Below are 23,625 nucleotides of genomic sequence, written 5' to 3'. Positions count from 1 at the left end.
ATGACACAACAAGTACAAACCAATTCGGCTGCGCCGATTTCCGAGAAGGCGGCCGCCCGCAAAGCCATGCGCGGGCTCGCCCTGTTCGTGGTGGGCGCGATACTCGCGCCGGTCCTGGTCGGATATGCCGGCGGAAACTACTGGGTGCGGGTGCTCGATTTCGCGATGCTCTACATCATGCTCGCGCTGGGTCTTAACATCGTGGTGGGTTTCGCCGGTCTGCTCGACCTCGGGTACATCGCGTTCTATGCGGTCGGCGCCTATGTCACCGCGTTGTTGACCTCGCCCCATCTGACCGAGCATTTCCCTGCGATCGCCAGGATGTTCCCGCACGGCCTGCATTTTTCCGTCTGGTTGACGATCCCCCTGGGGGCGGCGATGGCCGCTATCTTTGGCATCCTGCTCGGGACGCCGACATTGCGTCTGCGCGGCGACTATCTCGCGATCGTGACCCTCGGGTTCGGGGAAATCGTCCGGATTTTCATGAACAATCTGGATCGGCCGATCAACATCACCAACGGACCGAAGGGGATTATCGGTATCCGCTCGGTCGATATTGCCGGCATGGATTTCGCCAAGACCCAGCACTTCCTGGGCTTACAGATTCCCTCGGTCTACATGTATTACTACCTGTTCGTCGTGCTGGCCCTGATCGTCGCTTTCGTGTGTATTCGCCTGCAGCATTCCCGCATTGGGCGCGCCTGGGTGGCGATTCGTGAAGACGAAATTGCCGCAAAAGCGATGGGCATTAATACGCGTAATGTGAAACTGCTCGCGTTTGCCATGGGGGCGTCGTTCGGCGGTGTCGCGGGCGGCATGTTCTCCGCGTTCCAGGGCTTCGTCTCGCCCGAATCGTTCACCTTCTGGGAGTCTGTCATCGTGCTGTCGATGGTGGTTCTCGGCGGTATGGGGCACATTCCCGGCGTCATTCTGGGCGGTATCGCGCTGTCGACATTCCCCGAGTTCCTGCGTTCTACGCTCGGGCCGATGCAGCAAAGCATGTTCGGCCATGTCTACATCGATCCTGAAGTGGCGCGCCAACTGCTGTATAGCCTGGCCATGATTCTGATCATGCTGTATCGTCCGGCGGGCCTGTGGCCCTCGCCCCGCCCAGAAGAACGACCAATGACGACTTCTTAAGGACGAGTGACATGAGTGAGAATATTTTATTGTCCGTCCAGGGCGTCAATAAGCGTTTTGGCGGCCTGCAGGCGTTGACGGACGTCGGCCTGGAGATCAAGGCCGGCGAGATCTACGGATTGATCGGCCCGAACGGTGCCGGCAAAACCACCTTCTTCAACGTTATCACGGGGCTTTACTCGCCTGACTCGGGAAAGTTCTTCCTGGGCGGCCAGCCGTACAAGCCGACCGCTGTGCACGAGGTAGCCAAGGCCGGCATCGCGCGAACCTTCCAGAACATCCGTCTGTTCGGCGGCATGACGGCAGTTGAAAACGTCATGGTCGGGCGCCACGTCCGCACCAGGACGGGGGTATGGGGCGCAATTACGCACCATGCCGGCGCCCGCGCCGAGGAGAAGGATATTTATGAGCGCGCGATGGCGCTGCTCGAGTACGTGGGCGTTGCCCAATACGCCAAATACACATCGGCGAACCTGTCGTATGGCCATCAACGCCGGCTCGAAATTGCCCGCGCGCTGGCGACCGATCCGAAATTGCTGGCTCTGGACGAGCCGGCTGCCGGCATGAATGCGACGGAAAAAGTCGAACTGCGGGGTCTGCTCGACAAGATTCGCAGCGACGGCAGGACGATTCTGCTCATTGAGCACGACGTCAAGCTGGTGATGGGGCTGTGCAACCGCATGACGGTACTGGACTATGGCAAGGTGATTGCGCAGGGGCTGCCGCACGACGTGCAGAAGAACCCCGCCGTGATTGAAGCGTATCTCGGGGCGGGAGGCCATTGATGAGCGAAGCAATGTTGAAAATCAAGGGCCTGAAGGTGTCGTATGGCGGCATCAAGGCGGTCAAGGGTATCGATCTGGATATCAAGCAGGGCGAACTGGTGACGCTGATCGGCGCCAACGGCGCCGGCAAGACCACCACGATGAAAGCCATCACCGGTCTGCTGCCGTGGGCCGATGGCGATATCGAGTACCTCGGGCAATCGATTCGCGGCGTGAAGTCGTTCGATCTGCTCAAGCGCGGCCTGGCGATGGTGCCGGAAGGTCGGGGCATCTTCGCGCGCATGACCATCCTCGAGAACATCCAGATGGGTGCCTATTTGCGCAACGATACGGCCGGCATCAAGGAAGATACCGAACGCATGTACGGTATTTTCCCGCGCCTGAAGGAGCGCGCCAGCCAGTTGGCCGGCACGCTCTCCGGTGGTGAGCAGCAAATGTTGGCGATGGCGCGCGCGTTGATGAGCCAGCCCAAGCTGCTGCTGCTCGATGAACCATCGATGGGCCTCTCGCCGATCATGGTCGAGAAGATCTTCGAGGTAGTGCGCTCGGTCTCGGCGCAAGGCGTGACGGTGCTGCTGGTCGAGCAGAATGCGCGACTGGCGCTGCAGGCAGCCAATCGCGGTTACGTCATGGACAGCGGGTTGGTCACCATGACGGGCGACGCCAAGGATATGCTCGACGATCCGAAAGTGCGGGCAGCGTACCTGGGCGAGTAATCGACTGGCGAGCGCCGTTATCGGGAGCGCCTTTTGCGAGGCGCTCTTTTTTATTGGGGCGGCGGCTTGGCGCTGATGCCGGGCTGTCTCTGCCTAGCGCATGAACGCATCGGGCCGATAAATCTGCATCAATGGGTGGTGTGTGGGCAGCCGCGCGAAGCCGTAGCGCTCGTAGAGGCCGGCCGCAGTATCGGTCGCCAGCATGAAGCGGCGCAAGCCGTGCAACGCGGGATGCGCCATCACGGCCTCCACCAGTTGCCGGCCAATACCACGGCCGCGGGCCTCCGGCACCACGAACACATCGCAAAGATAGGCGAAGGTCGCGCGGTCGGTGATCACGCGCGCGAAACCGACCTGCGGCGCGTCGCTTGCGACGGACTCAAGATCGTAGGCGCCAAAACACAGCGAATGTGCAATCGCCCGGCTGACCAGCGACGCCGGCATGCCGCGCGCCCAATCGGTTTCGGTCGACAGGAAGCGATGGATCAACGCCACGTCGAGCCGGGCCGGATCGCACGAGATCTCGCAGGCCAGCGCAGCGGAAGGCGACATGGTGGCAGTGCCCGGCATGGCTTGCGCGAACTCAATTCACCTGGGCGAGAACCGTCTTGAGCATCGCGATCATCTGGTCGATTTCCTCTCGCGTGACGTTGAGCGCCGGCATGAAGCGCAGCAGGTTCGGGCGCGCGGCATTGACCAGCAGACCATCCGGCGACAGATTGCGCGCCTTCTCGACGATCTGCGGGCCAATGTCCTTGCCCAGCAGCAGCGCGCGCAGCAATCCTTCGCCCCGCTCGCCCTCGAACCCATAGGCGTCGCACAGCGCCAGCAACTGTTCGCGCAGGTAATTGCCGAGCCGGGCGACGTTATCCAGAAAGCCCGGTGCGGTCAATTGTTCGATAACCGAAATGCCCACCGCCGTCATCAATGGATTGCCGTTATAGGTGCCGCCCTGATCCCCGGCCTCGAACACGGCCACGGCTTCGGTGCTCAACAGCGCGGCCAGCGGCACGCCGCCGCCGATACCCTTGCCCAGCGTCATGATGTCGGGCGTGATGCCTGACAATTCATAGGCGAACAGTTTGCCGGTGCGCCCGCAGCCGGTTTGCACCTCGTCGACGATCAGCAGCAGATTGTGCCGGCGCGTGAGTTCGCGCAATTGCTGCATGAATTCGCGCGTGGCCGGAATCACCCCGCCTTCGCCTTGCACCGGTTCGAGCATCACCGCCACCGTGTCGGGACCAATCAGCTTCTCGACCGAGGCGATGTCGTTGAGCTCGGCCTTGGGAAAGCCGGGCACCTGCGGCGCGAAAATCTTGTCCCAGCCGGGTTTTCCGCTGGCTGACATGGTGGCCAGGGTACGCCCGTGGAAACTGTGATCGAACGTAATGATTTCGAAACGCGCCCCGCCGGCTGCGTTGGGATGCTTTTGTCCCCACTTGCGCGCCAGCTTGATCGCCCCTTCGTTGGCCTCGGCCCCGCTGTTGGTGAAAAACACCTTGTCGAAGCAGCTGTTTTTCGTAAGCAGTTCCGCCAAGCGTGCCATCGGCTCGTTATAGTAGGCCGGGCTGGGATTGATCAGCTTGCCGGCCTGCTCCGTCAACGCGCGAATCATGCCCTCGTTGCAATGGCCCAGGCAATTGACCGCCCAGCCCTGAATGAAGTCGAGATAGCGCTTGCCGGTGTGATCGAATATCCACGAACCCTTGCCGTGGGTGAAGACCGTCTCCGGCCGATTCGTGATGTACATCAGTGACTGGACCGGGAATTCGCTGAACTGCATGGCTGACTCCATTGAAAGGCGGGGATCGAAAAGATAAAGGCCACGGGGATCGCCCGTGGCCTTCGTATGTTTGCTGACTGCGTTCAGCGCAATCCAAGACGAGCCGCGCGGCGCCCCGGAGGGAGCAACGTGCGGCGGCGTCGGATAAAGGTCTGGCGGCAGTTCATGGGCGAAGCATACGGCCAAGGCGGCAGGCTTGTCAAAACCTTGGCGCGTGCCATGTTGCAGGTTTCGCACAATCGCTCCCGCGCGGCTTGCTAGGCGGCCAGATCGGCCTCGGTGGTGAAGGCGTCCGCGTAAAAAGCCTCGGCCGGCAAACCGCAATGTGCCGAGAACTCGCGACGCGCCGACTCGACCATGACAGGCGCGCCGCAGGCGTAGACCTCATGGCCGCTCAAGTCCGGCAGATCCTGCATGACCGCGTGATGGACGAAGCCGGTCCGGCCTTGCCAGTGATCGGCGGCATCGGCCTCGGACAGCACCGGCACGAAGGTGAAGTTCGGCACTTCGCGTGCCCATTGCTCGGCCAGCTCGGCCATATAGATATCTTTGCGGCGTCGCCCGCCCCAGTAGAGCGTCATGGGCCGCGCGATACCCTTGTGCAGCGCGTGCTCGACGATCGCCTTGAGCGGTGCGAAACCGGTGCCGGAGGCCAGCAGCACGATGGGCTTGTCGGTATCCTCGCGCAGGAAGAAGGTACCCAGCGGCGCTTCGAAGCGCAAAATGTCGCGTTCTTTCATGGCGCCGAAGACGTGATCGGTGAACACTCCCCCCGGCGTGTGTCGCACGTGCAATTCGAGCGGACCATCCTGGTGCGGTGCGCAGGCCATCGAATAACTGCGGCGCTTGCCGTCCTTGAGGATAAACTCGAGATACTGTCCGGCGAGAAACTGCAGCCGCTCGTTGGCCGGCAATTGCAGCTGGATCACCATGACGTCGTCGGTGCGGCGCTCCAGTTTGGCCACCCGGCACGGCAGCCGCTTGACCGGAATGTCGCCCACGCCCGTGACCTCACGACTTTCGATCACCAGATCCGAGCGGGCGTGGGCGCAGCACAGCAGCGCCATGCCGCGCGTTTGTTCATCCTGGGGCAGCGCCGTGTGCGAGTGCGCGCCTTGCTCGATCGAGCCTTCCACAATCCGGCTTTTGCAGGAACCGCAACCGCCATTCTTGCAGCCGTATGGCAAGCCGATACCCTGCCGCAATGCGGCGCTGAGCACTGCTTCGCCCTCTTCGACCTGAAATTGCCGACCACTGGGTTGGATCGTTACGTTATAAGACATACTACAATCCGCTAAATGAAATCACTGAAAAAACTGGGGCGTCCTCGCATCCTGATCGTCGGCTGCGGCGACGTCGGTATGCGTTGTCTGCCATTGTTGCGCAAGCGTTTCCGGGTGTTCGCGCTGACCTCGCAGGCGTCGCGTCGCGCGCCGCTGCGCGAGGCGGGTGCAGTGCCGTTGCTCGGCGACCTCGATCATCCGGGCAGCTTGCGGCGCCTGCGGCATGTGGCATCGCGCGTGCTGCATCTGGCACCGCCACCGCCCACCGGCGCTCTCGACTCGCGCACCCGCCATTTGCTCAACACACTGCGCTTTGCCAAGCCCGGTATTGTACCCGAGCGGTTTGCAGGTGCGGCTGGATGCACGCTCGTCTACGCCAGTACCAGCGGGGTTTATGGCGACTGCGGCGGCGCGTGGGTGGACGAGACCCGGCCAGTGAGGCCGGCATCCGCGCGTGCCGTGCGTCGGGTCGATGCCGAGCAAGCGGTTCGCCGCCTGGGCGCGCGCCGGCCTCGCGTTGCAAGCGGCCGTGCGGCGCGCACGCGCGCGGCGTGGCGTAGTGCTGCCGCGCCCGACCCGGGCGCGTCGGGCTGGCACAACACGATTGTGCGTATCCCCGGGATCTATGCGGCCAATCGGCTGCCATTGGCTCGTCTGGCCAAGGGAACGCCGGCCTTGCGCGCCGAAGATGACGTCTACACCAACCACATCCATGCCGACGACCTGGCTGCGATTCTGGTGCGTGCGCTGTGGCGTGGCAAGCCGCAACGAGTGATCCATGCCAGCGACGACACGCATCTGAAAATGGCGGATTACTTCGATCGGGTGGCCGATGCCGCCGGCCTCGCACGCGCACCGCGTCTGACACGAGCACAGGCGCGGCAGCAAATGCCGCCCGCACTATGGTCGTTCATGTGCGAATCACGCCGACTCGACAATCGGCGCTTGAAGCAGGAGTTGGGTTACGCGCTGCGGTATCCCACGGTTGACGCGCTGCTCAACGCGTTGTACGGCGGTCAATCGTTCGTTCCGGCGCGCGATACGGTCGCTTAACCGGACGAGGTCCCGGCCGGCGGCGCGTCGGCGTCCGGAAAACAGAGTGACAGGAAGCGCTGGGCGGTGCGTGTCGGCATGTCGGCGTGGGGCACCAGGGCAGTCAGCAGGCGCTTGAGTCCAAGAGGCGGATCGACCCGCAACGTCGCCAGCACGTCGTCCTCGTGACGCATCGACATGGCCGAGACAAAGCCGATGCCCATGCCGGCGCGCACCGCCTCCTTGACGCCCTCGACGCCCGCCAGATCGAGGGCGACGCGAGGCTCGAGCCCTGCGACTGCAAACGCGCGCTCCACCAATTGGCGGACCCCGGATCCGGATTCGCGCTGCACCAGCGGATAGGCGGCGAGTTGCTTCAAGGCCGCGCCATCCGGATACTGCCGGGCCAGCGGATGGTCGGCGCGGGCGATCGCCACGACCTCGTCCTCGTGCCAGGGCCGTATCGCGATGTCCGGGCCAAGACTGGGGGGAATCGGACCTTCGATAAAGCCGATGTCCAGCGTCGGCAGCAGTTCAACGATTTCCGTGGTGTTGCCGTCGATGACGTCGATCGACACCGCTGGATAACGCTGATGAAACTCGGCAATCAGGTAAGGCAGCAGATAGCTGGCTGGCGTCGTGCTCGCGCCCAGGCGCAGGGTGCCGGTCTCCAACCCGCGCAGGGCATTGCGGTACGCCAGAATCTGCCGGTAGTCCTGGCGCAACTTGCCGGCGTAGGCCGCCAATTGCTGACCGGTGGCGGTGAGTCGGATGCCGCGTCCATCGCGCCGGTAAAGCGGCTCGCCAAACTCCTCCTGCAACAGGCGCAATTGTCCCGAGACCGCCGGCTGCGAAAGATGCAGCGCCTCGGCGGCGTGACTGATGTTACCCAGCTCCGCCACCGTGGCGAAAGTCAGCAATTGGTCGGGCGTCATGGACGATTTATCGGGGAAGAATATGAAAATAATATCAAATAATGCATTTCCCAATAGATCGTCGTGCAAGCAACGGGCCCGGCCGGTGCGACGACTCAGGGCGCTGGCCGCGCCTTACCGCGCCAGCCGGGGCAGTGGCCAGCGCGAGAAAATCACCACATTCCCGCACAAAATCAACGCCAGGCCAGCGAATGCCCAGGGTGTCCAGACATAACCCTCGAGCACCGTCGATACTCCCAGCGCGACCACCGGGAACAGGACGGTAGCATAAGCTGCGCGATCGGCGCCGATGCGAGCGACAAGCGAGAGATACGCGAAGAAGCCCAGAATCGAGCCGGGCACGGCCAAATAAAGCAGGCTAAGCACGTAGACCGGGGTGGGTGGCAGGACAAAATGCGCGCCGCGCGCCAGCGCGAACAACGCCAGAAACAACGCGCCCCAACTCATGCCCCGCACCATCACATTCGGCAAATCGATCCCGTTACGAGTCGCGCGCATCGAGACCAGATTGCCCAGCGAAAACACGTATGTCCCGGCAATCGCCAGGCCCACCCCGAGCGTTTGCGCGCGGCCACCGTGCAGGTACTGCATCTCGTGACTGAACAGCAGCGCGATACCGAGGATGCCCATGCCCGCGCCGGCGAGCACCTTGGGTTGCGGCGTGCGGCGCATGAAGAGCCATTGATTGAGCGCATTGAAGACCGTGGCAAAGGTGAATAACACCGAGACGATGCCGCTCGCCACGGTTTGCGTGGCCGAGTAAATCAGAATGAAATTCAGGCTGAACAGCGTCACGCCGAGCAGAGCGATCCAGCCATGGGCGCGCCATGGCACCGGGCGCAAGCGACGCGCGAGCGCCAGGCCGATCCACAACAGGCTCGCAGCAACCAGGAACCGATAGCAAATCGATATCTCCGGCGGCACGACACCGAGTTGCAGTTTGATCGCAAACCAGGTGAAACCCCAGGCCAATACGAGTGCTGTAAACAAAAAAGCTGTCATGGGTGAGAAGACGGTAATTGATCCATCCTGCAAGATAACGCCCGATCGGCCGGCGGTCTGTCGCGCGCATGCGGTTTTATCGAAAATTTGCGCCAAGGGGCGTGACGCGGCGAACCCGCTTGTGGGCGATCGGGCGAAACGCTAGACTCTGCGCACGGAAGGACGCGAGCCATGCCTACTGATCAAGTCAATGCCCTGGGCAATTTCACCATTTTCAACCACCTGCGCGAGCATGGTGTGCCATTGCGCTCGTCGGCATCCCTGGAGAGCGGCATCGGCATCGCGCTGTGGCAGCGCAACGAGACCGTTTTTACGCGTTACGAGGTGCCTGGGCATCACACGCTGAGCCTGTATGTCGACGGCGGCGCCGGCATTCGTCGCCGCATGGCGGGGCAACAGCTCGCCGGCGGCGGCGCGGGTACGCTGTGTTTGATGCCGGCCGGCGTCAGCACTGACTGGGACGTCGCCGGCGAAGTCAGTCTGCTGCATTTGTACGTACCGCTTCAGGTCTTCGAGCGGGCGGCGCTCGAGATCTTCGATCAAGACCCGGACAGGTTGACGCTGCGGGACCTGACATTTTTCCGCGACGGGTACCTTGACAACGCGCTGCGCTCGACGCTGCTGCCGCTGGACTGGCGGGAGCCGGCCGATCGCCTGACCCTGAGCTACGCGGGGCAAATGCTACTGACCTATCTGTTGGCACGCTACACCGACGGTCGGCCGATGCGGGCCGGGGCGGCGCGGGGCGGACTGACGCCGCTCAGCCTGCGGCGAGTGTGCGACTATATTTCGGCCCATCTCGACCAGCCGCTGTCGCTCGACAGGCTGGCCGCTGAGGCGTCGCTCAGCCCCTATCACTTCGCCAGGCAGTTCAAGCACTCGACGGGCGAAAGTCCGCATGGCTTTGTCATGCGCCAGCGCATCGAAATGGCCAGGCGCCTGCTCGCCGACCGGCGGCACGGGCTGGCCGAAATCGCCTTGATGTGCGGCTTCAGCGGACAGAGCCATTTCACCGAACGGTTTCGCCGCCTGACTGGTTTGACGCCGCGCCAGTATGTCCGTGCTTTGCGCGGCGAGCCCGGCTGCGCATAAGCCGGGCCATTATTGCCGTTCGTTCAATGTCGCGGTGGGCCAGCCCCGCTCCAGTGCGTGACGCAGTTCGCGGCGAAATACATGGCTGTTGAACATGCCATCGTGCGGTGTTGCCACGATCAGGGTGCGGCCTGCCAGGTAGGGAATCGGATTGTATTGCCCGGGTGAGTAAGCAACGTAGATTCTGTCGACCCGCTGCATCATCAGCGTTCGATAGCGTGAATTCTCGCCGCACACCTCGGCGATGGCCTGGACGATGTAGGCGCCTTCTTCATCCCGATAGGTATCCAGGTCGCCGAGATATTCGGCGTTGCGCGCTTCGCTGGGATCGACTTGCAGGGAAAGGGCCTTGCCGCACTGCACTACCGGAATCGGAATAAAGAAATCGGGTCCGGCGCGGGCCAACTGACCGGCCGGCCAACTCAGCAGAACCGCGCAGCCGGCGCGCCATACCCAGGCGCTGCGGCCTCGCGGCGCAACACGGAGCGTCTCTTGTCTCATCCAGATCACCTTCGACTCCCGGGGCCGCCGGTGCCGCCACGGCACGGCGCTTTGCGCGGATATTTTTGATGTATTTGTCCGGGTCCGACGCCAGCTTACGACAAGGCCGCGTGCGCGCGCCATAAGGGGTTTTGTCCATCAAGTTTGCGCCGGCAAGGCCGTTATCACTCCGGTACACCACGAAACGGGGGCGGGCAATGGGGCTTTGGCGACGAGGCGGCGGCGCGACGAAATCCACGCGAGTCATGACAGACATCGCTGGCCAGGCCGGCAAATTGGGTATCGAAATCTGCGATATCGCTGGACATGTCGAGGAAGTGGCGGCACGCCTGAAGCGGCAGGCCGATGTTTTCCAGGCACTGCGCCGCACTGCCTCGCATACCGCCGAGGGTAACCAGCGCATTGCTGACGCCGCACGACATGCTCGCCAGGTGGCTCAGCAGGCCAGCAGCGAGGTCGCGGGCTCGCGCAAGACGGCTGACGCGTCACTACAGACCATTCATGGACTGGCCGAAGGCGTGGCCGGCATGGAACAGGAAATAGGTGGTTTGAGCGAGGCATTGCTTCACGTGGGCAAAGTCGCCGAGGGTATTTCGGTCATCGCACGGCAAACGCACTTGTTGGCGCTCAATGCGGCTATCGAGGCGGCACGCGCCGGCCCGGCGGGGCGCAGCTTTGCAGTGGTTGCCGCCGAAGTCAAACACCTGGCCGCGCAAACCGGCGAGGCAACGCAGCAAATCGAGACGACGCTTGCCGCGCTTGCCGCGCGGGCCGAGCGTCTGATGGCCGAGAGCGGTGCCAATATGGCGCGCGCCGCGCAGGTGCGAGAAGGAACACACGCGATCGGCACAGTAATCGAACTGGCTGCTCAGGCGCTCACGACGTTTGATGAACAGGCCAGCCACATTGCCGATGCCAGCGAGGCCATCGAGACCGAGTGCGTGAGTCTGTCGGAGCACGTCGAACAGATGGCTGGCGAAGTCGCTCGTTCGGCCGACAATATGGCGCAAGCGCGCGCTCGAATCAACGGTTGTCTGAGCGTATCGGAGAGCCTCATCGGTCTGACGGCCGACACCGGCGTGAAGACCGGCGACACGCCATTTATCAATACCGTGCAGCAAGCGGCCCGGCGCGTGGGCAAGCTGTTCGAGGCTGCGCTCGCGCAACGGGCGATCAGCGAGGAGGCGATTTTCGATCGGACCTATGAACCGATTGCCGGCTCCGACCCGCCGCAATTCATGACGCGCGTCACGGCCTTCACCGACCGCGCGCTGCCCGAGATCCTGGAGCCCCTGCTGGCGCTCGATGAGCGCGTCGTCGCATGTTTTGCGGTTGACGAGAACGGCTACGTGCCGACGCATAATCTGAAATATTCGAGCGCACAGACCAACGATCCGCTGTGGAACGCCGCGCATTGCCGAAACCGGCGCATTTTCGACGACCGTACAGGCAGTGCCGCAGCCAGCAATACGCGGCCCTTTTTGCTACAAACGTATCGGCGCGATATGGGCGGCGGCGAATTCACTCTCATGAAGGACGTGTCAGCGCCGATTTTCGTTCATGGCCGACATTGGGGCGGCGTGCGCATGCTATACCGCGTCTGAATCGGCGGCGGCGCGCTGGCCGCTGCCGTGCCTAGCTTGACTAGCGACGCCAGTGGCCGTGATGCCAATAGCCCCGGCGGTAGTAACGACCATAGTAAGGCCCATAGCCATAGTAGCCCGGCGGCGGACCGTAATAGACGACGCTGGGCTGATAGATCACCGGCGGCGGCGGAGGCGGGGCCACATACACTGGCGGTGCGACGTACACTGGCGCTGGGAAGGGAATGCCGATCCCGATGCCTACCGACACGTGGGCCTGCGCCGTGCCTGTCAGGCCGGCGGCCAATGCCACCCCTGTGACCATGAGCGCGGCGAACTTCGCTTTCATACGGATACTCCTGCTGATATCTTTTTTCGGCTTGGTCGCGAGATGGTGCTTGAGTCACGCAACGAACGACCCTTGCTCTCCTGAATTTAGCGGCTTTGTCCGGTGTGCGGTTAAGTAATTTGTTGCAAATTCTCACCGCCGCGAAGCGCCGAGCGGTGGCAAAAAGGTCTTGAATGCCAGACGCGACGCTGTCATCCGTTGTCGCGGCGCGCGACAACGCTTCCCTGGAGATGCGCCCACGCAAGATGCGCGGGGGGATGGGGCTGTCCCGGTTACGTTTTATTACAACTTGGCTGGTTCGCTTCCCCGCGCGCCGCGCCAGGACCGCGGGAAAAGGCCGAATCGGCATTTCGATTCGGCCGGGTGCGCGGACCTACTTGTTGCGCTGTGCCGCGCCCTGCAGGTCTTGTCCACCGTGCTCGATGTCCTTGCCGGCACCCTGCATCGTGTTGCAGCCGCTCAGCACGACACCGACCAGCAGTGCCAATGCAATCAAACGTCTCATGATGTACTCCGTATCCAATGATCGGGTGATTGAAATGCCGCCGATGCTCGAAGTCCTTGGTGAGTCTCTCACCACATGCGGTGCGTCCGGTTCCAGTCATCGACTTCGCGCTCGACCTCGGTCTTGGCCTTGCCGTAGCGCTCCTGCAGCACACCGATGAGTTTGTCGCGGTTTCCTTCAATGCGCATCAGATCGTTATCCGTCAGGTCGCCCCATTGCTGCTTGACGGCCCCCCTGAACTGATTCCATTTTCCTTGCAGTTGCTCGCTATTCATATCGGCTCCTAGGTAATTGACAGGAACGCCGTGCGTCGATCGATGCGACAGCGTTGAGTGCATCTTATGCAAGATGACGGGGCTCGCGCTGTCAGCACGGGACGCCCCATCGTGTCGGTCGATTCGGGTTCGGCTGTCAGCGACTTCTCACACGCCGGATGTTTCGTGGCCGGCAGCCGCCACGCGCGGCATGGTGATGCGGATCGTCGTACCCGCACCTTGCGCGTTACCGCGGATATCGATCTTCCCGCCGCGGGCCGACACGCGCTGGCGCATGCCGAGCAGACCGTGTGTTTTCGGCTTGCGAATCTGCTCGGGTGAGATGCCCACGCCGTTGTCGGTGACTTCGAGCGTTACTTGATGCGCGTCGTGCACAAGCGATACGCCCACCTCCGTGGCGTGCGCATACTTGGCCGCATTGGTCAGCGCCTCTTGCGTCACTCTGAACAGCACGATCGACGTTTGCTCGTCGAGCTCGATATCGTCGTCGGGCAACGCAAGCGTCACGCGCCACTGGTTTTGCTGGCCGGCTTCGCCAGCCAGGATGCGTAACGCCGAAACGAGGCCGAAGTTCATCAGCACCGTCGGGCGCAAATCCTCGACGATGCGCCGCTTGATCTGCACCCCTTGGTCGAGGTTGCGCAGCGCGCGTTGCAGCTTGTCTGCCAGCACCGGATCGCTTTGCCTGAGTTTGCGGTGAGTCCAGCTGACATCCATTTTGCATGCGGTCAGGATTGCGCCGAGTTCGTCGTGCAGTTCGCGTGAGAGCTTGGTTTTTTCCGCCTCGCTGACGTTTTGCAGGTGAGTCGTGAGCTCGTCGAGTTGCTGCGTGCGTTCCTGCACAAGATTGTCAAGACGAGCCTGGTGGGCGCGCAAAGCCTCTCGCGCCCGTCGCTCGCGCCGGAGTTGCCTGCCCAGCCGGCGAAACAGCAGCCCCAATAGCCCGATGTTGAGCAGTGACAGCGCGATGGCGCTGACGGCCGACAGCCATCGATCGGTGCGGCCGCGCTCGCGCGCGAGCCTCGCGCGACTTAATTCACGGCGGTAAAGCGCGGTGAAGCCGTCCTGGAGAGGTTCGAGGCTGTCAATGTCGCGGTCAGTCCGGGCGAGCGCGGCGCCGGCGCTCATGCGTCGCTGAGCAAACGCTTGGCGCGCGTCGGACATGGCTTGAATGTGCAGGCTGAATGTCTCGATCAGGGTCGCAAAGTCCCGCAACGCTTGCTGATCGTGCAGCCGGGTGTAATACGCAACGATCGTCCCCGACAGCGCGCGAATGCGTTTGACCGCGCTCAGGTAAGACGAAAGGTAAGCATCGTCGCCGGTGAGCAAATAGCCGCGCTGGCTGGCCACGATCGTTGCAGTGCGTACGGTGACTTCGTTGAGTTCGGTCGCGGCCGTCATGGCCTGCAAGGCGCTTTCATAGTCGCTGGCCATGCGTCGATGCGCGGCCTCCAACCCCAACAAGCTCCCCACGGTAATGGCAATGGCCAGCAGCATGGCTGCGATCCAACTACGGCGCCCAAGCCAGGTCTTGATCATGAATGACTCCTCGCAATCATGACGGATCAATCAGGCTATCCGGATCGGGTATCGCCATGTCGGTCGATTCCTACGCGAAAAACAGCAGGACCCCGACATAGCGAAGGCAGCATTACTTCTAACATCAAAACTGTGGATCGGAACGTGTAGTTTCCAATGCTTACATAAATGGGAGGACGCATGCTTCATTACGCGGTCGTATTCTTTGTGATCGCCCTGATTGCCGCCGTGTTCGGTTTCACCGGCATTGCCGCCGGCGCGGCGCAGATCGCCAAGATTTTGTTCGTCATATTTCTGGTGGTTTTCATCATCACATTGCTGATGGGCGTGGTGGGACGGTAGTCGCCAAGGCGACGAAACGTCATCTCCAACCAACCCGCATTTGAAGGAGTCGAATCAATGACCGACGAGAACAAACATTCACGAGACGAAGGCAGTTTCGAGATGGATATTCAAGCCATTCGCGCCAGGGCACGACGACATCTGCAGGCCGGCGCGGTGACCGAAGGCTATGGCGCGCAACGCGATACAGTTGTCAAACTGCTCAACGATGCCTTGGCTACCGAACTGGTCTGCGTGTTGCGTTACAAACGGCATCAATTCATGGCCAGCGGCATCCATGCCGAGCCGGTGGCGGCCGAATTCGCCGCGCATGCCGCGGAGGAACTGCAGCATGCGGAGCGCATCGCGCAACGCATTATCCAACTGGGCGGCGAGCCGGATTTTTCTCCCGCCACGCTCGTGCAGCGCAGTCACGCCGAATACGTGGCAGGCAAGACTCTGCGCGATATGATCCAGGAAGACCTGGTGGCCGAGCGCATTGCGATCGATGCCTATCGTGCGATGGCAATTTATATCGGCGAACGCGATTCCACCACGCGTCGCCTGCTGGAAGAGATTTTGGCAATGGAGGAGGAACACGCGCACGATATGGCCGACCTGCTCGAGCGCGGCTAGGGCGGATCGCGCCGAGCGCCGGCGAACGGCAGTATCAGTGTTACGGGAGCAGCTGATGACGATATCCAACGCGATCAGAATTCTGGTGGCAGACGATCATGCGATTGTGCGCACCGGCTTCAGGCAGTTCATCGTCGACGAACCCGACATGAAAGTCATAGCCGAGGCCGCCAGTGGCGAAGAGGTCATCGCCCTGGTGCGCGAGCGGGAGATCGACGTCGTACTGCTCGATATCGCAATGCCCGACAAGAATGGCATCGACACGTTGCATGTCATCAAGCAAATCAAGCCCCGGTTGCCGGTGCTGTTTTTGAGCACCTACCCCGAGACGCAATACGCATTGATTCTGCTGCGTGCCGGCGCCGATGGCTACGTGACGAAGGATGCATCGCCTGAGGAAATCATTCGCGCGATTCGCACCGTGTCGCGAGGTCACCGGTATGTCAGCGAGGTCACCGCCGGCTTGCTGATGCAAAAGCTTGAACGACCGACCGACCAAGCCATGCACGACGGCCTGTCCGAACGGGAGTTTCAGGTTTTCTGCAAGCTTGCGCAAGGCCGCAAGCCTACGGAAATCGCCCAGGAGTTGCATCTGAGCGTCAAGACGATCAGCACATATCGGGCACGTGTGCTGGAGAAGATGCGCCTGCAATCGAATGCCGAGCTGACGCTCTACGCGCTCAAGAACGGATTGATTCAATAGTGTCACGTGGTATCGCATAACGGACGAATATCATGGCCAGCACCCCGCTTCGGATTTTTCTCCTCGAGGATTCCGCCGTGATCCGGGAGAGCCTGGCTGAAGCCATCAATGCATCCGGCCTGTTTATCGTCGCCGGCACGGCCGACACGGCACGCGATGCAGTGGCGCTGCTCAAGGAGCAGGCATTCGATGCGATCATCGTCGACCTGCAACTGCGCCAGGGGTCCGGTATCGAAGTGCTGACTTATCTGCAAGAAGCCGGCTTGCTCCGGCGCATGCTCTCGATTGTGCTGACCAACTATGCATTGCCGGCACTGCGGCAGCGTTGCCTTGATTGCGGCGCCGGCTATTTCTTTGATAAATCGCTTGAATTCGACCGCGTCATCGAGGTGCTGGACGAATTCGCCGACCATCGCCTGGATCGCTGAATCGGCCACGCACCCCCCACGGCGCGTGTCGATGACATGTCACAAATTTGACAAATACCGCGAGTACATTGCGCATTGACGTGCCGGTAAAATCATGTAACCAGTGCGCATTCGGGGCGCGTGATTCATCCATGCGAATTGATTTGCCGCGACAGCGCGGCCGTGGGCGCGAGCCGGCAGTGATCTTGCGGCGGGCCGCCACTTTTATTCGATCATTGCCAGCCAAACGCCTTCCTGCGGAGTCGCTTCTTGCGTTCGTCCAATCCTGTGTCGACCGAACCACTCGACAATGCTTCTTCAGGTGCCATGCGCGGCGCTGCGCGTCACATGATCGATACATCCGGGCAGGAAGCCGCTCTGATCGAGGCCATTTGCCAGGGCGACGGCCTATTCGCCGAGTTCCAGCCGATTTTGGATTTTCGCACCGCGCAGCTGAGCGGCTATGAAGGGCTCGTGCGCGGCCCTGCCGGCACGACGCTGGCTCGGCCTTTGGCACTGTTCGCCGCGGCCAGGCGATTGGGCCGCGCGCACGAAGTCGAACTCCGGTGTCGCCGCGCCGTACTCTCGGCGTTCGCGCGGCTCGGTCTGCCGGGCAAGCTGTTTCTCAATATCAGCCCGGTCGAGGCCGTCGGCCATGAGCCGGCGCTGGCCTTGATGCAGACGCTGGATTTTCTGCATCAGATCGAGTTGACGCCGGATCGTATCGTGCTCGAACTGACCGAGCATCAGCCCACGCTCGACCTGCCGGAGACGCGCGCGACCTTGCAGGACTACCGGGCGCTTGGCTTCGAAATCGCGCTGGACGACCTGGGCGAGGGCTATGCGAGCCTGCGCCTGTGGTCCGAACTGCGGCCCGACTACGTCAAAATCGACCAGCACTTCATTGACGGTATCGATACGGATTCGCTCAAACTGCAGTTCGTGCGCTCGATCCGACAGATCGCCGACACCAGTGGCACTCGGGTGATTGCCGAGGGCATCGAGCAGGCCGCGCAATTTCAGGTCGTGCGCGATCTCGGCATCTTCTTCGGGCAGGGATATTTCATCGCGCGGCCCAACGCGCTGCCCGATCCCGAATTGGCGCCTGCCGTGCAGATTGCGTTGAGCCAGCGTGGCGCGCATATGCACCCGCAGCCCAGTCGCCTGGGCGAGGGCTTCGCTTTCGGCAACGGCGGCGGCACCGTTGCGCAACTGGCGCGCTATGTGTTGCCGGTCTCGCCCGACGAATTGAGCGAAGACGTCATGGCTCGCTTCGAACAGGATCCTGCGCTCGAAGCGCTGCCTGTCGTGGCCGGCGAGACGCCGGTCGGGCTGATCAGCCGCAGCGCGCTGCTGGGCCGCTTTGCGCGACGCTTCACCCGCGAGCTGTATGGCCGCAAGCCGTGTTCGACGCTGATGGAGAACACGCCACTGGTGGTTGAGCAGAATACCCGCATCGAGGAGTTGAGCCGCCTGATCGCCGACGGCACCGCTCATCACTTGATTGGCGGCTTCGTGGTTACCGAGGGCGACCGCTACGTCGGCATTGTGCAGGGACACGCGTTGTTGCGTCAGATCACCGACATGCAGCTCGATGCCGCCCGATACGCCAATCCGCTCACGCTGCTGCCGGGCAATGTGCCGATCGACGACTATATCGACCATCTGCTCGCCAGCCGGACGCCATTCCAGGCTTGCTATTGCGACCTGGACAATTTCAAGCCATTCAATGACGTATTTGGTTATCGGCGCGGCGACGATCTGATCCAGGCGCTGGCCCGCGTGTTGATGGCCGTACGCAACCCGGCTTGCGATTTTCTCGGGCATATCGGGGGCGACGATTTTCTGCTGCTCTTCCAAAGCGCCGATTGGGAGTCGCGCTGTCGTGCCGCATTGGAGCGCTTTGAGACGGTCGTTGGCGACTTCTTCGGACCGGATCAAATCCGGGCAGGCGGCTTCGAAGCCGAGGATCGACGCGGTCAGGTGATGCTGTACCCGCTCACGAGTCTGTCGATCGGTGCGGTGGTGGTCGAGCAGGACAGTTACCTGTCGCACGTCGACGTGTCGGTGGCGGCCGCCGAGGCCAAGAAAATGGCCAAGCGGCAATCCGGCAACAGTTTGTTTATCGAACGCCGGCGGCCCCGGCGCAGCGCGTAACGTGCATGGAAAGAGGGGCGGTCACGCCGCCCCTTGATGTCGGTGGTCGCGCGCGAATCGCTCCCGCTACATGCCGGCCATGCACAAGTACTTGATTTCCAGGTACTCGTCCATGCCGTACTTCGATCCTTCGCGGCCCAGGCCCGATTGCTTGACGCCGCCAAATGGCGCGACCTCGTTGGAAATGATGCCGGTGTTGATACCGACCATGCCGTAATCCAGCGCCTCCGCCACGCGCCATACGCGACCGATGTCGCGGCTGTAGAAGTACGAAGCCAGACCGAAGTCGGTGTCGTTGGCCAGCCGAATCACTTCGGCTTCGTCCTTGAACTTGAACACCGCAGCCACCGGCCCGAACGTTTCCTCCTGGGCGATCAGCATGTCCCTGGTTGCGCCCGCCAGCACGGTCGGCTCGACGAAGTGGCCGGAAATCACCCTGCCGCCGGTGGCAACGCGGGCTCCCTTGCTCTGCGCATCCTCGATATGCTGCGAGACCTTCTTGACCGCAGCGTCGTCGATCAGCGGGCCCTGATTGACGCCCGGTTCGAACCCATTGCCCACGCGCAGCTTTTTGACTGCCTCGGCCAGTTTCTCGACAAAGGCGTCATACAACTTTTCCTGCACGTAAAAGCGGTTGGTGCACACGCAGGTCTGGCCGGCGTTGCGGTACTTCGAGGCGATCGCACCTTCGATGGCAGCGTCCAGATCGGCGTCGTCGAAAACGATGAACGGCGCATGGCCGCCCAGCTCGAGCGCCATTTTCTTGACCGTCGGCGCGCACTGCTGCATCAGGATGCGGCCTACCGGCGTGGAACCGGTAAATGACATGTGTCGCACGCGCGGGCTCGCGCACAGGACTTTGCCGACTTTGATCGAGTTGTCGCTGTCGGCGGTGATCACATTGAAAACGCCCTTCGGGATGCCGGCGCGATCGGCCAGTTCGGCCAGCGCCAGGGCCGATAGCGGCGTTTGTTCGGCCGGCTTGACGACGATCGTGCAGCCGGCGGCGATCGCTGGGGCGACCTTGCGCGTGATCATCGCAATCGGGAAATTCCACGGGGTGATCGAGGCGCACACGCCAATCGGCTGTTTGATCGTGAGCATGCGTTTGCCGGGTTGCGGGCTATCGAGCACGTCGCCACAGACCCGCTTGGCTTCTTCGGCAAACCATTCGAGGAACGATGCGCCGTATACCACTTCGCCCTTGGCTTCGGCCAACGGCTTGCCTTGCTCGGCGGTCATGATGGCCGCCAGATCGTCCTGATGGGCGATCACCAGATCGAACCAGGCGCGCAGAATTGCCGCACGCTCCTTGCCTGTTTTCGCGCGCCAGGCGGGCAGGGCGGCGTCGGCTGCGGCGATTGCGCGCTCGGTTTCCGTCTCGCCAACATCGGCAACACGGGCGATCTCGGCCCGAGTGGCCGGATCGACGACGGCGAAAGTCGCCTTCGAATCGGCGCCGGTCCAGGCGCCGTCGATATAGGCGCCAGTCTTCAGCAGGGCGGCATCTTTCAGTTTGGCGAGGGCAGGGTGAGACACAGTGAACTCCTCATGCAAATGGCAACGGAATGGGGATGGGCCGCGCACGCAAACGGCAAGCCCACGATGTGGTAATCCAGCTATTTAATTAACATATTAACAAAATTGCCGTGATGTGGCTGTACCGCGACAGTACCACTGAGCATAGCGCAAATGCCGCGACCTTTCAGGCGCCCAGCCCAAGTTCGTGCCAGAGCGCCGCCATGCGCGCATCCACGCCGGGATCCATCTGGATCGGGCGGCCCCACTCGCGCTGGGTCTCACCCGGCCATTTGTTGGTGGCGTCGATTCCCATTTTGGACCCCAGGCCGGCGACCGGCGAGGCGAAATCGAGGTAGTCGATAGGCGTCTGATCCACGAGGGTGGTGTCGCGAATCGGGTCGACGCGCGTGGTCATGGCCCAGATGACCTCTTTCCAGTCGCGGATATTGACGTCGTCGTCGACTACCACGATGAACTTCGTGTACATGAACTGGCGCAGAAAGCTCCATACTCCGAACATCACCCGCTTGGCGTGGCCGGGATAGCTTTTTTTCATTTGCACGATGGCCATGCGATAGCTGCATCCCTCGGGCGGCAGGTAGAAGTCGGTGATCTCCGCGAACTGCTTTTGCAGCAACGGTACGAATACTTCATTGAGCGCCACGCCCAGGATCGCCGGCTCGTCGGGCGGCTTGCCGGTGTAAGTGGAGTGATAGATCGGATTGCGACGCATGGTAATGCGCTCGATCGTCATCACCGGGAACCATTCCTGTTCGTTGTAGTAACCCGTGTGATCGCCGTAGGGGCCCTCCAGCGCGTGCTCGTAACCGGCGGTGGCGCCCTGGCGCGGCGCAGGCGGCGCGCCGGCCGGCGCGACGGGCCGATCTGCGGCCGGACGGATGAATCCCTCCAGCACGATTTCGGCCCGCGCTGGCACCCGCAGGGCCTCTAGCCCGGGGCTCAGGCATTTGGCCAGTTCGGTGCGCGCTCCGCGCAGCAGGCCGGCGAACTGATATTCCGATAGCGTATCCGGTACCGGCGTGACCGCCCCAAGGGTGGTAGCCGGGTCGGCACCGAGCACCACTGCGATGGGAAACGGCTCGCCGGGGTGGGCGAGCGCGAACTCGCGAAAATCGAGCGCCCCGCCGCGATGCGCGAGCCAGCGCATGATGACCTGATTGCGCCCAATCACCTGCTGGCGATAAATGCCGAGATTCTGCCGCTTGCGGTGTGGGCCCTGCGTGACGACCAGGCCCCATGTGATGAGCGGCGCGACGTCGCCAGGCCAGCAGGTCTGGATCGGCAGGCGCGCCAAATCGACGTCATTACCTTCCCAAACGATTTCCTGGCACACAGGACTGCCAACGACCTTCGGACCCATGTCCCACACGGCCTTGGCCAGCGACAACAGCTTGCCGGCGTCTTTCAGGCCGCGCGGCGGCTCGGGCTCCTTGAGCGCCGACAGGAGTCGGCCGATGTTGCGCAACTCGAGCAGCGGATCCGCATCGCCGTCGATACCCATGCCGAGCGCGACTCTGCGCGGAGTGCCAAACAAATTGGCGAGCACCGGCATGGTGTGAGCCGTGGGTCGGTCGAAACGCAGCGCAGGGCCGCCGGCGCGCAAGGTCCGATCGCACAGCGCGGTCATTTCCAGGTTTGGTGACACCTCGGCGCTCACGCGCTTGAGTTCGCCCAGATGTTCCAACTGCTCGGAGAAGTCCCGCAAGTCGTGGTAATTCATGCAACAAATCGTAACCGGAAAGAAAAAAATTCGGCAATTCCTGCCGACCCTTGATATCCCTGAACGACCGGAAACCCCCGGCACGCCGTGCATTTTACCGACTGAGTCCTCAATAACGGCAAGTTCCAGCCTGAATTTTAATTACTTTTAGTAATTAAAATCAATTTTTATAGTATTGACCATTTATATATCCTTGTTAGAATCCGCTCGTCGAATCCAACAAAGCGTGGCTCGGAAGCCGGGACAGCCCCCGACTTTGACACGCGACAACTACAACACCGACGTGGATTTTCAGTGACCGGTTCCCAGCGCTGCGCTATTCGGGAGCCGGTTTTTTAGGAAGCAGCGGGAATCTCGATTCCTCGACATTGGCCCAGAGACATGCCAATGCGCTGCGCGGCCGCGCCAACCGCTTGGTGTAGCCGCCCGGTTCCAAAATGCCGCATGAGCAACCCGGGGGAAGGCCGTCAGGCCTCCGTGGGCTCATCCATGCGCCGGCCTGCCGGCGAACGTGGCGTCAGAGGAGTAAGTTGCAATGAAGTTGTCCAACGTTAAATCTTGGCAGATGCTGGCCGGTCACGTCGAAAAATCTGCCGACGACTCGCACGCGAGCGCCTCCGGCCTGAATTGGCGTCGCGTATTGCGGCACAGCAGTCGTGTCAGTCTCTACGGCTTCAGCGTGGTCGGTTTGTTGTCGGTGCTGGGCGCCGTGGTGCTTTGGACGCAGCCGGCACTGCGCGGCCAACTTGCCGCCCAAGTGGCGCCGCTGCTGGCAGCCGCCACGGGCAAACAGGCCGCTCCTACGCCGGCGGTGCAGCCGCCTGCCGCCGATGCCGACCTGATTGCCAAGGCCTCTCAGCACGCGCCGTCGATCGCGGTGCTGGCCTCTTATATTCCCAACAAGCGAATTGCCGTCGATGCCCGCAATGGGCAGACGCCGTTGACTACCAAGGAGCAAGTGCTGGTGGCCGAATACCTGGCCAAGCGCTATCACGTAGCCAGCGACGTTATCGCCAATCTGGTCAAGGCTTCGTATGCGACCGGACAGCAGGTTGGGCTCGATCCATTGTTGTTGCTGGCCGTGATGGCTATCGAATCGGGTTTTAATCCTTATGCCGAGAGCGGTGTTGGCGCGCAGGGCTTGATGCAGGTGATGTCCAAGGTTCACATGGACAAGCTCGCTTACTTCGGTGGTGCGGACGCGGCTCTGCATCCGCTGACCAACATCAAGGTTGGCGCATTGATTTTGAAGGAATGCATTGCACGAGGCGGTTCGTTGGCCAACGGACTGCGACTTTATGTGGGGTCCACGAGCGCGAACGATGGCGGCTATGGCGCCAAGGTGCTGGCCGAACGCAGCCGTTTGCGCAACGTGGCCCTCGGGCACCATGTGTCGGTGACTGCGCCGCAGGCGCCGGTGCTGGTGTCGCAACAAACCAAGACGGTCAACAAAACGGCGAGCAAAGCGGTGCAGCCTGCCGTCGAGCCGGCCACGGCCACGCCGGCCGCGCCTCAAAATTCGGCCGCGATCGACAAGGCCAAGACAGGCGGCGATGGCGCGACCATCGATGCCGATTTGGCCGGCAAGGACGGCGGCGCGGCCTGAGCCGGTGCGTCAA

24 protein-coding genes are annotated in these 23,625 nt (G+C 62.2%); 12 read left to right on the top strand and 12 right to left on the bottom strand.

Annotation, left to right across the window (positions count from 1 at the left end):
- The first annotated feature begins 66 nt into the window (after positions 1-66).
- The 3 genes from EPN80_RS02780 to EPN80_RS02770 are packed head-to-tail and all read left to right on the top strand — an operon-like array spanning position 67 to position 2,641.
- Positions 67-1,140, top strand: a complete 1,074-nt coding sequence (locus tag EPN80_RS02780; RefSeq protein WP_293023835.1) for an ABC transporter ATP-binding protein — start codon at positions 67-69, stop codon at positions 1,138-1,140.
- Between the two features lie 11 nt (positions 1,141-1,151).
- Entirely contained in the window at positions 1,152-1,925 is a 774-nt protein-coding gene (locus tag EPN80_RS02775) for an ABC transporter ATP-binding protein (RefSeq protein WP_293023381.1), read from the top strand.
- Positions 1,925-2,641, top strand: coding sequence for an ABC transporter ATP-binding protein (locus tag EPN80_RS02770; RefSeq protein ID WP_293023379.1), 717 nt, complete (start codon positions 1,925-1,927; stop codon positions 2,639-2,641). The genes EPN80_RS02775 and EPN80_RS02770 overlap by 1 nt, the downstream gene beginning before the upstream one ends.
- Positions 2,642-2,734: 93 nt before the next feature.
- Here EPN80_RS02770 and EPN80_RS02765 read toward each other — a convergent pair whose 3' ends face one another.
- The 3 genes from EPN80_RS02765 to EPN80_RS02755 all read right to left on the bottom strand — a co-directional run bounded on the left by EPN80_RS02765 (position 2,735) and on the right by EPN80_RS02755 (position 5,707).
- Entirely contained in the window at positions 2,735-3,193 is a 459-nt protein-coding gene (locus EPN80_RS02765) for a GNAT family N-acetyltransferase (protein ID WP_293023377.1), read from the bottom strand.
- Between the two features lie 31 nt (positions 3,194-3,224).
- Positions 3,225-4,424: an acetylornithine transaminase gene (locus EPN80_RS02760; protein ID WP_293023375.1), complete on the bottom strand. Its 1,200-nt coding sequence runs from the start codon at positions 4,422-4,424 to the stop codon at positions 3,225-3,227.
- Positions 4,425-4,681: 257 nt separating this feature from the next.
- On the bottom strand, positions 4,682-5,707 hold the full coding sequence (locus tag EPN80_RS02755; RefSeq protein ID WP_293023373.1) for a CDP-6-deoxy-delta-3,4-glucoseen reductase: 1,026 nt from the start codon (positions 5,705-5,707) through the stop codon (positions 4,682-4,684).
- 15 nt (positions 5,708-5,722) lie between these two features.
- On the opposite strand from EPN80_RS02755, the gene EPN80_RS02750 reads away from it, so the two are divergent.
- Positions 5,723-6,760 (top strand): SDR family NAD(P)-dependent oxidoreductase, encoded by a 1,038-nt coding sequence (locus EPN80_RS02750; RefSeq protein WP_293023371.1) that lies wholly within the window; start codon positions 5,723-5,725, stop codon positions 6,758-6,760.
- Here the strand turns inward: EPN80_RS02750 and EPN80_RS02745 are convergent.
- Complete coding sequence (locus EPN80_RS02745; protein ID WP_293023369.1) at positions 6,757-7,674, bottom strand: LysR family transcriptional regulator; 918 nt, start codon at positions 7,672-7,674, stop codon at positions 6,757-6,759. The two genes, EPN80_RS02750 and EPN80_RS02745, sit on opposite strands and share 4 nt — an antisense overlap.
- Before the next feature lie 114 nt (positions 7,675-7,788).
- A complete protein-coding gene (locus EPN80_RS02740) occupies positions 7,789-8,664 on the bottom strand; it encodes an EamA family transporter (protein WP_293023367.1) in 876 nt (291 codons plus the stop codon).
- Positions 8,665-8,847: 183 nt separating this feature from the next.
- On the opposite strand from EPN80_RS02740, the gene EPN80_RS02735 reads away from it, so the two are divergent.
- A complete protein-coding gene (locus tag EPN80_RS02735) occupies positions 8,848-9,768 on the top strand; it encodes an AraC family transcriptional regulator (RefSeq protein WP_293023364.1) in 921 nt (306 codons plus the stop codon).
- A 9-nt stretch (positions 9,769-9,777) separates the two neighbouring features.
- Here EPN80_RS02735 and EPN80_RS02730 read toward each other — a convergent pair whose 3' ends face one another.
- On the bottom strand, positions 9,778-10,269 hold the full coding sequence (locus EPN80_RS02730; protein WP_293023361.1) for a hypothetical protein: 492 nt from the start codon (positions 10,267-10,269) through the stop codon (positions 9,778-9,780).
- 245 nt (positions 10,270-10,514) lie between these two features.
- Between EPN80_RS02730 and EPN80_RS02725 the strand changes: the two genes are divergently transcribed.
- Complete coding sequence (locus EPN80_RS02725) at positions 10,515-11,873, top strand: methyl-accepting chemotaxis protein (RefSeq protein ID WP_293023358.1); 1,359 nt, start codon at positions 10,515-10,517, stop codon at positions 11,871-11,873.
- Positions 11,874-11,913: 40 nt separating this feature from the next.
- On the opposite strand, the gene EPN80_RS02720 is transcribed toward EPN80_RS02725, so the two are convergent.
- The 4 genes from EPN80_RS02720 to EPN80_RS02705 all read right to left on the bottom strand — a co-directional run bounded on the left by EPN80_RS02720 (position 11,914) and on the right by EPN80_RS02705 (position 14,520).
- On the bottom strand, positions 11,914-12,177 hold the full coding sequence (locus EPN80_RS02720; protein ID WP_293023833.1) for a hypothetical protein: 264 nt from the start codon (positions 12,175-12,177) through the stop codon (positions 11,914-11,916).
- A gap of 397 nt (positions 12,178-12,574) precedes the next feature.
- Positions 12,575-12,706: an entericidin A/B family lipoprotein gene (locus EPN80_RS02715; protein WP_293023355.1), complete on the bottom strand. Its 132-nt coding sequence runs from the start codon at positions 12,704-12,706 to the stop codon at positions 12,575-12,577.
- A 68-nt stretch (positions 12,707-12,774) separates the two neighbouring features.
- Positions 12,775-12,981 (bottom strand): CsbD family protein, encoded by a 207-nt coding sequence (locus tag EPN80_RS02710; protein ID WP_293023352.1) that lies wholly within the window; start codon positions 12,979-12,981, stop codon positions 12,775-12,777.
- Between the two features lie 147 nt (positions 12,982-13,128).
- Positions 13,129-14,520 (bottom strand): ATP-binding protein, encoded by a 1,392-nt coding sequence (locus EPN80_RS02705; RefSeq protein WP_293023349.1) that lies wholly within the window; start codon positions 14,518-14,520, stop codon positions 13,129-13,131.
- Between the two features lie 180 nt (positions 14,521-14,700).
- Between EPN80_RS02705 and EPN80_RS02700 the strand changes: the two genes are divergently transcribed.
- The 5 genes from EPN80_RS02700 to EPN80_RS02680 all read left to right on the top strand — a co-directional run bounded on the left by EPN80_RS02700 (position 14,701) and on the right by EPN80_RS02680 (position 18,744).
- Positions 14,701-14,862 carry a DUF1328 domain-containing protein gene (locus EPN80_RS02700; protein ID WP_293023346.1) on the top strand — a complete coding sequence of 54 codons (162 nt, stop codon included), beginning with the start codon at positions 14,701-14,703 and terminating at the stop codon, positions 14,860-14,862.
- A 57-nt stretch (positions 14,863-14,919) separates the two neighbouring features.
- On the top strand, positions 14,920-15,477 hold the full coding sequence (locus EPN80_RS02695; RefSeq protein ID WP_293023344.1) for a ferritin-like domain-containing protein: 558 nt from the start codon (positions 14,920-14,922) through the stop codon (positions 15,475-15,477).
- Positions 15,478-15,532: 55 nt separating this feature from the next.
- Positions 15,533-16,180, top strand: a complete 648-nt coding sequence (locus EPN80_RS02690; protein ID WP_293023342.1) for a response regulator transcription factor — start codon at positions 15,533-15,535, stop codon at positions 16,178-16,180.
- A 32-nt stretch (positions 16,181-16,212) separates the two neighbouring features.
- Positions 16,213-16,608, top strand: a complete 396-nt coding sequence (locus EPN80_RS02685) for a response regulator (protein WP_293023340.1) — start codon at positions 16,213-16,215, stop codon at positions 16,606-16,608.
- 249 nt (positions 16,609-16,857) lie between these two features.
- Positions 16,858-18,744 carry an EAL domain-containing protein gene (locus EPN80_RS02680; RefSeq protein ID WP_293023338.1) on the top strand — a complete coding sequence of 629 codons (1,887 nt, stop codon included), beginning with the start codon at positions 16,858-16,860 and terminating at the stop codon, positions 18,742-18,744.
- Between the two features lie 66 nt (positions 18,745-18,810).
- Here the strand turns inward: EPN80_RS02680 and EPN80_RS02675 are convergent, their stop codons facing one another.
- Complete coding sequence (locus EPN80_RS02675; RefSeq protein ID WP_293023335.1) at positions 18,811-20,283, bottom strand: NAD-dependent succinate-semialdehyde dehydrogenase; 1,473 nt, start codon at positions 20,281-20,283, stop codon at positions 18,811-18,813.
- 166 nt (positions 20,284-20,449) lie between these two features.
- Complete coding sequence (locus EPN80_RS02670) at positions 20,450-22,006, bottom strand: UbiD family decarboxylase (protein ID WP_293023333.1); 1,557 nt, start codon at positions 22,004-22,006, stop codon at positions 20,450-20,452.
- A gap of 535 nt (positions 22,007-22,541) precedes the next feature.
- Here EPN80_RS02670 and EPN80_RS02665 point away from each other — a divergent pair.
- Positions 22,542-23,612 (top strand): lytic transglycosylase domain-containing protein, encoded by a 1,071-nt coding sequence (locus tag EPN80_RS02665; protein ID WP_293023331.1) that lies wholly within the window; start codon positions 22,542-22,544, stop codon positions 23,610-23,612.
- Positions 23,613-23,625: the final 13 nt, after the last annotated feature.

The sequence above is a fragment of the Pandoraea sp. genome, assembly GCF_004297875.1.
Lineage (GTDB): Bacteria > Pseudomonadota > Gammaproteobacteria > Burkholderiales > Burkholderiaceae > Pandoraea.
Note: the sequence above shows the minus strand (reverse complement) of the source record. Positions and strands in the feature narration are given on the sequence as shown.

Bases quoted from the DNA above. Each gene is read 5' to 3' on its own strand.
- EPN80_RS02780 (WP_293023835.1), top strand. From the start codon at position 67: ATGCGCGGGCTCGCCCTGTTCGTGGTGGGCGCGATACTCGCGCCGGTC.
- EPN80_RS02775 (WP_293023381.1), top strand. From the start codon at position 1,152: ATGAGTGAGAATATTTTATTGTCCGTCCAGGGCGTCAATAAGCGTTTT.
- EPN80_RS02770 (WP_293023379.1), top strand. From the start codon at position 1,925: ATGAGCGAAGCAATGTTGAAAATCAAGGGCCTGAAGGTGTCGTATGGC.
- EPN80_RS02765 (WP_293023377.1), bottom strand. From the start codon at position 3,193: ATGTCGCCTTCCGCTGCGCTGGCCTGCGAGATCTCGTGCGATCCGGCC.
- EPN80_RS02760 (WP_293023375.1), bottom strand. From the start codon at position 4,424: ATGCAGTTCAGCGAATTCCCGGTCCAGTCACTGATGTACATCACGAAT.
- EPN80_RS02755 (WP_293023373.1), bottom strand. From the start codon at position 5,707: ATGTCTTATAACGTAACGATCCAACCCAGTGGTCGGCAATTTCAGGTC.
- EPN80_RS02750 (WP_293023371.1), top strand. From the start codon at position 5,723: ATGAAATCACTGAAAAAACTGGGGCGTCCTCGCATCCTGATCGTCGGC.
- EPN80_RS02745 (WP_293023369.1), bottom strand. From the start codon at position 7,674: ATGACGCCCGACCAATTGCTGACTTTCGCCACGGTGGCGGAGCTGGGT.
- EPN80_RS02735 (WP_293023364.1), top strand. From the start codon at position 8,848: ATGCCTACTGATCAAGTCAATGCCCTGGGCAATTTCACCATTTTCAAC.
- EPN80_RS02730 (WP_293023361.1), bottom strand. From the start codon at position 10,269: ATGAGACAAGAGACGCTCCGTGTTGCGCCGCGAGGCCGCAGCGCCTGG.
- EPN80_RS02725 (WP_293023358.1), top strand. From the start codon at position 10,515: ATGACAGACATCGCTGGCCAGGCCGGCAAATTGGGTATCGAAATCTGC.
- EPN80_RS02720 (WP_293023833.1), bottom strand. From the start codon at position 12,177: ATGGTCACAGGGGTGGCATTGGCCGCCGGCCTGACAGGCACGGCGCAG.
- EPN80_RS02715 (WP_293023355.1), bottom strand. From the start codon at position 12,706: ATGAGACGTTTGATTGCATTGGCACTGCTGGTCGGTGTCGTGCTGAGC.
- EPN80_RS02710 (WP_293023352.1), bottom strand. From the start codon at position 12,981: ATGAATAGCGAGCAACTGCAAGGAAAATGGAATCAGTTCAGGGGGGCC.
- EPN80_RS02705 (WP_293023349.1), bottom strand. From the start codon at position 14,520: ATGATCAAGACCTGGCTTGGGCGCCGTAGTTGGATCGCAGCCATGCTG.
- EPN80_RS02700 (WP_293023346.1), top strand. From the start codon at position 14,701: ATGCTTCATTACGCGGTCGTATTCTTTGTGATCGCCCTGATTGCCGCC.
- EPN80_RS02695 (WP_293023344.1), top strand. From the start codon at position 14,920: ATGACCGACGAGAACAAACATTCACGAGACGAAGGCAGTTTCGAGATG.
- EPN80_RS02690 (WP_293023342.1), top strand. From the start codon at position 15,533: ATGACGATATCCAACGCGATCAGAATTCTGGTGGCAGACGATCATGCG.
- EPN80_RS02685 (WP_293023340.1), top strand. From the start codon at position 16,213: ATGGCCAGCACCCCGCTTCGGATTTTTCTCCTCGAGGATTCCGCCGTG.
- EPN80_RS02670 (WP_293023333.1), bottom strand. From the start codon at position 22,006: ATGAATTACCACGACTTGCGGGACTTCTCCGAGCAGTTGGAACATCTG.
- EPN80_RS02665 (WP_293023331.1), top strand. From the start codon at position 22,542: ATGAAGTTGTCCAACGTTAAATCTTGGCAGATGCTGGCCGGTCACGTC.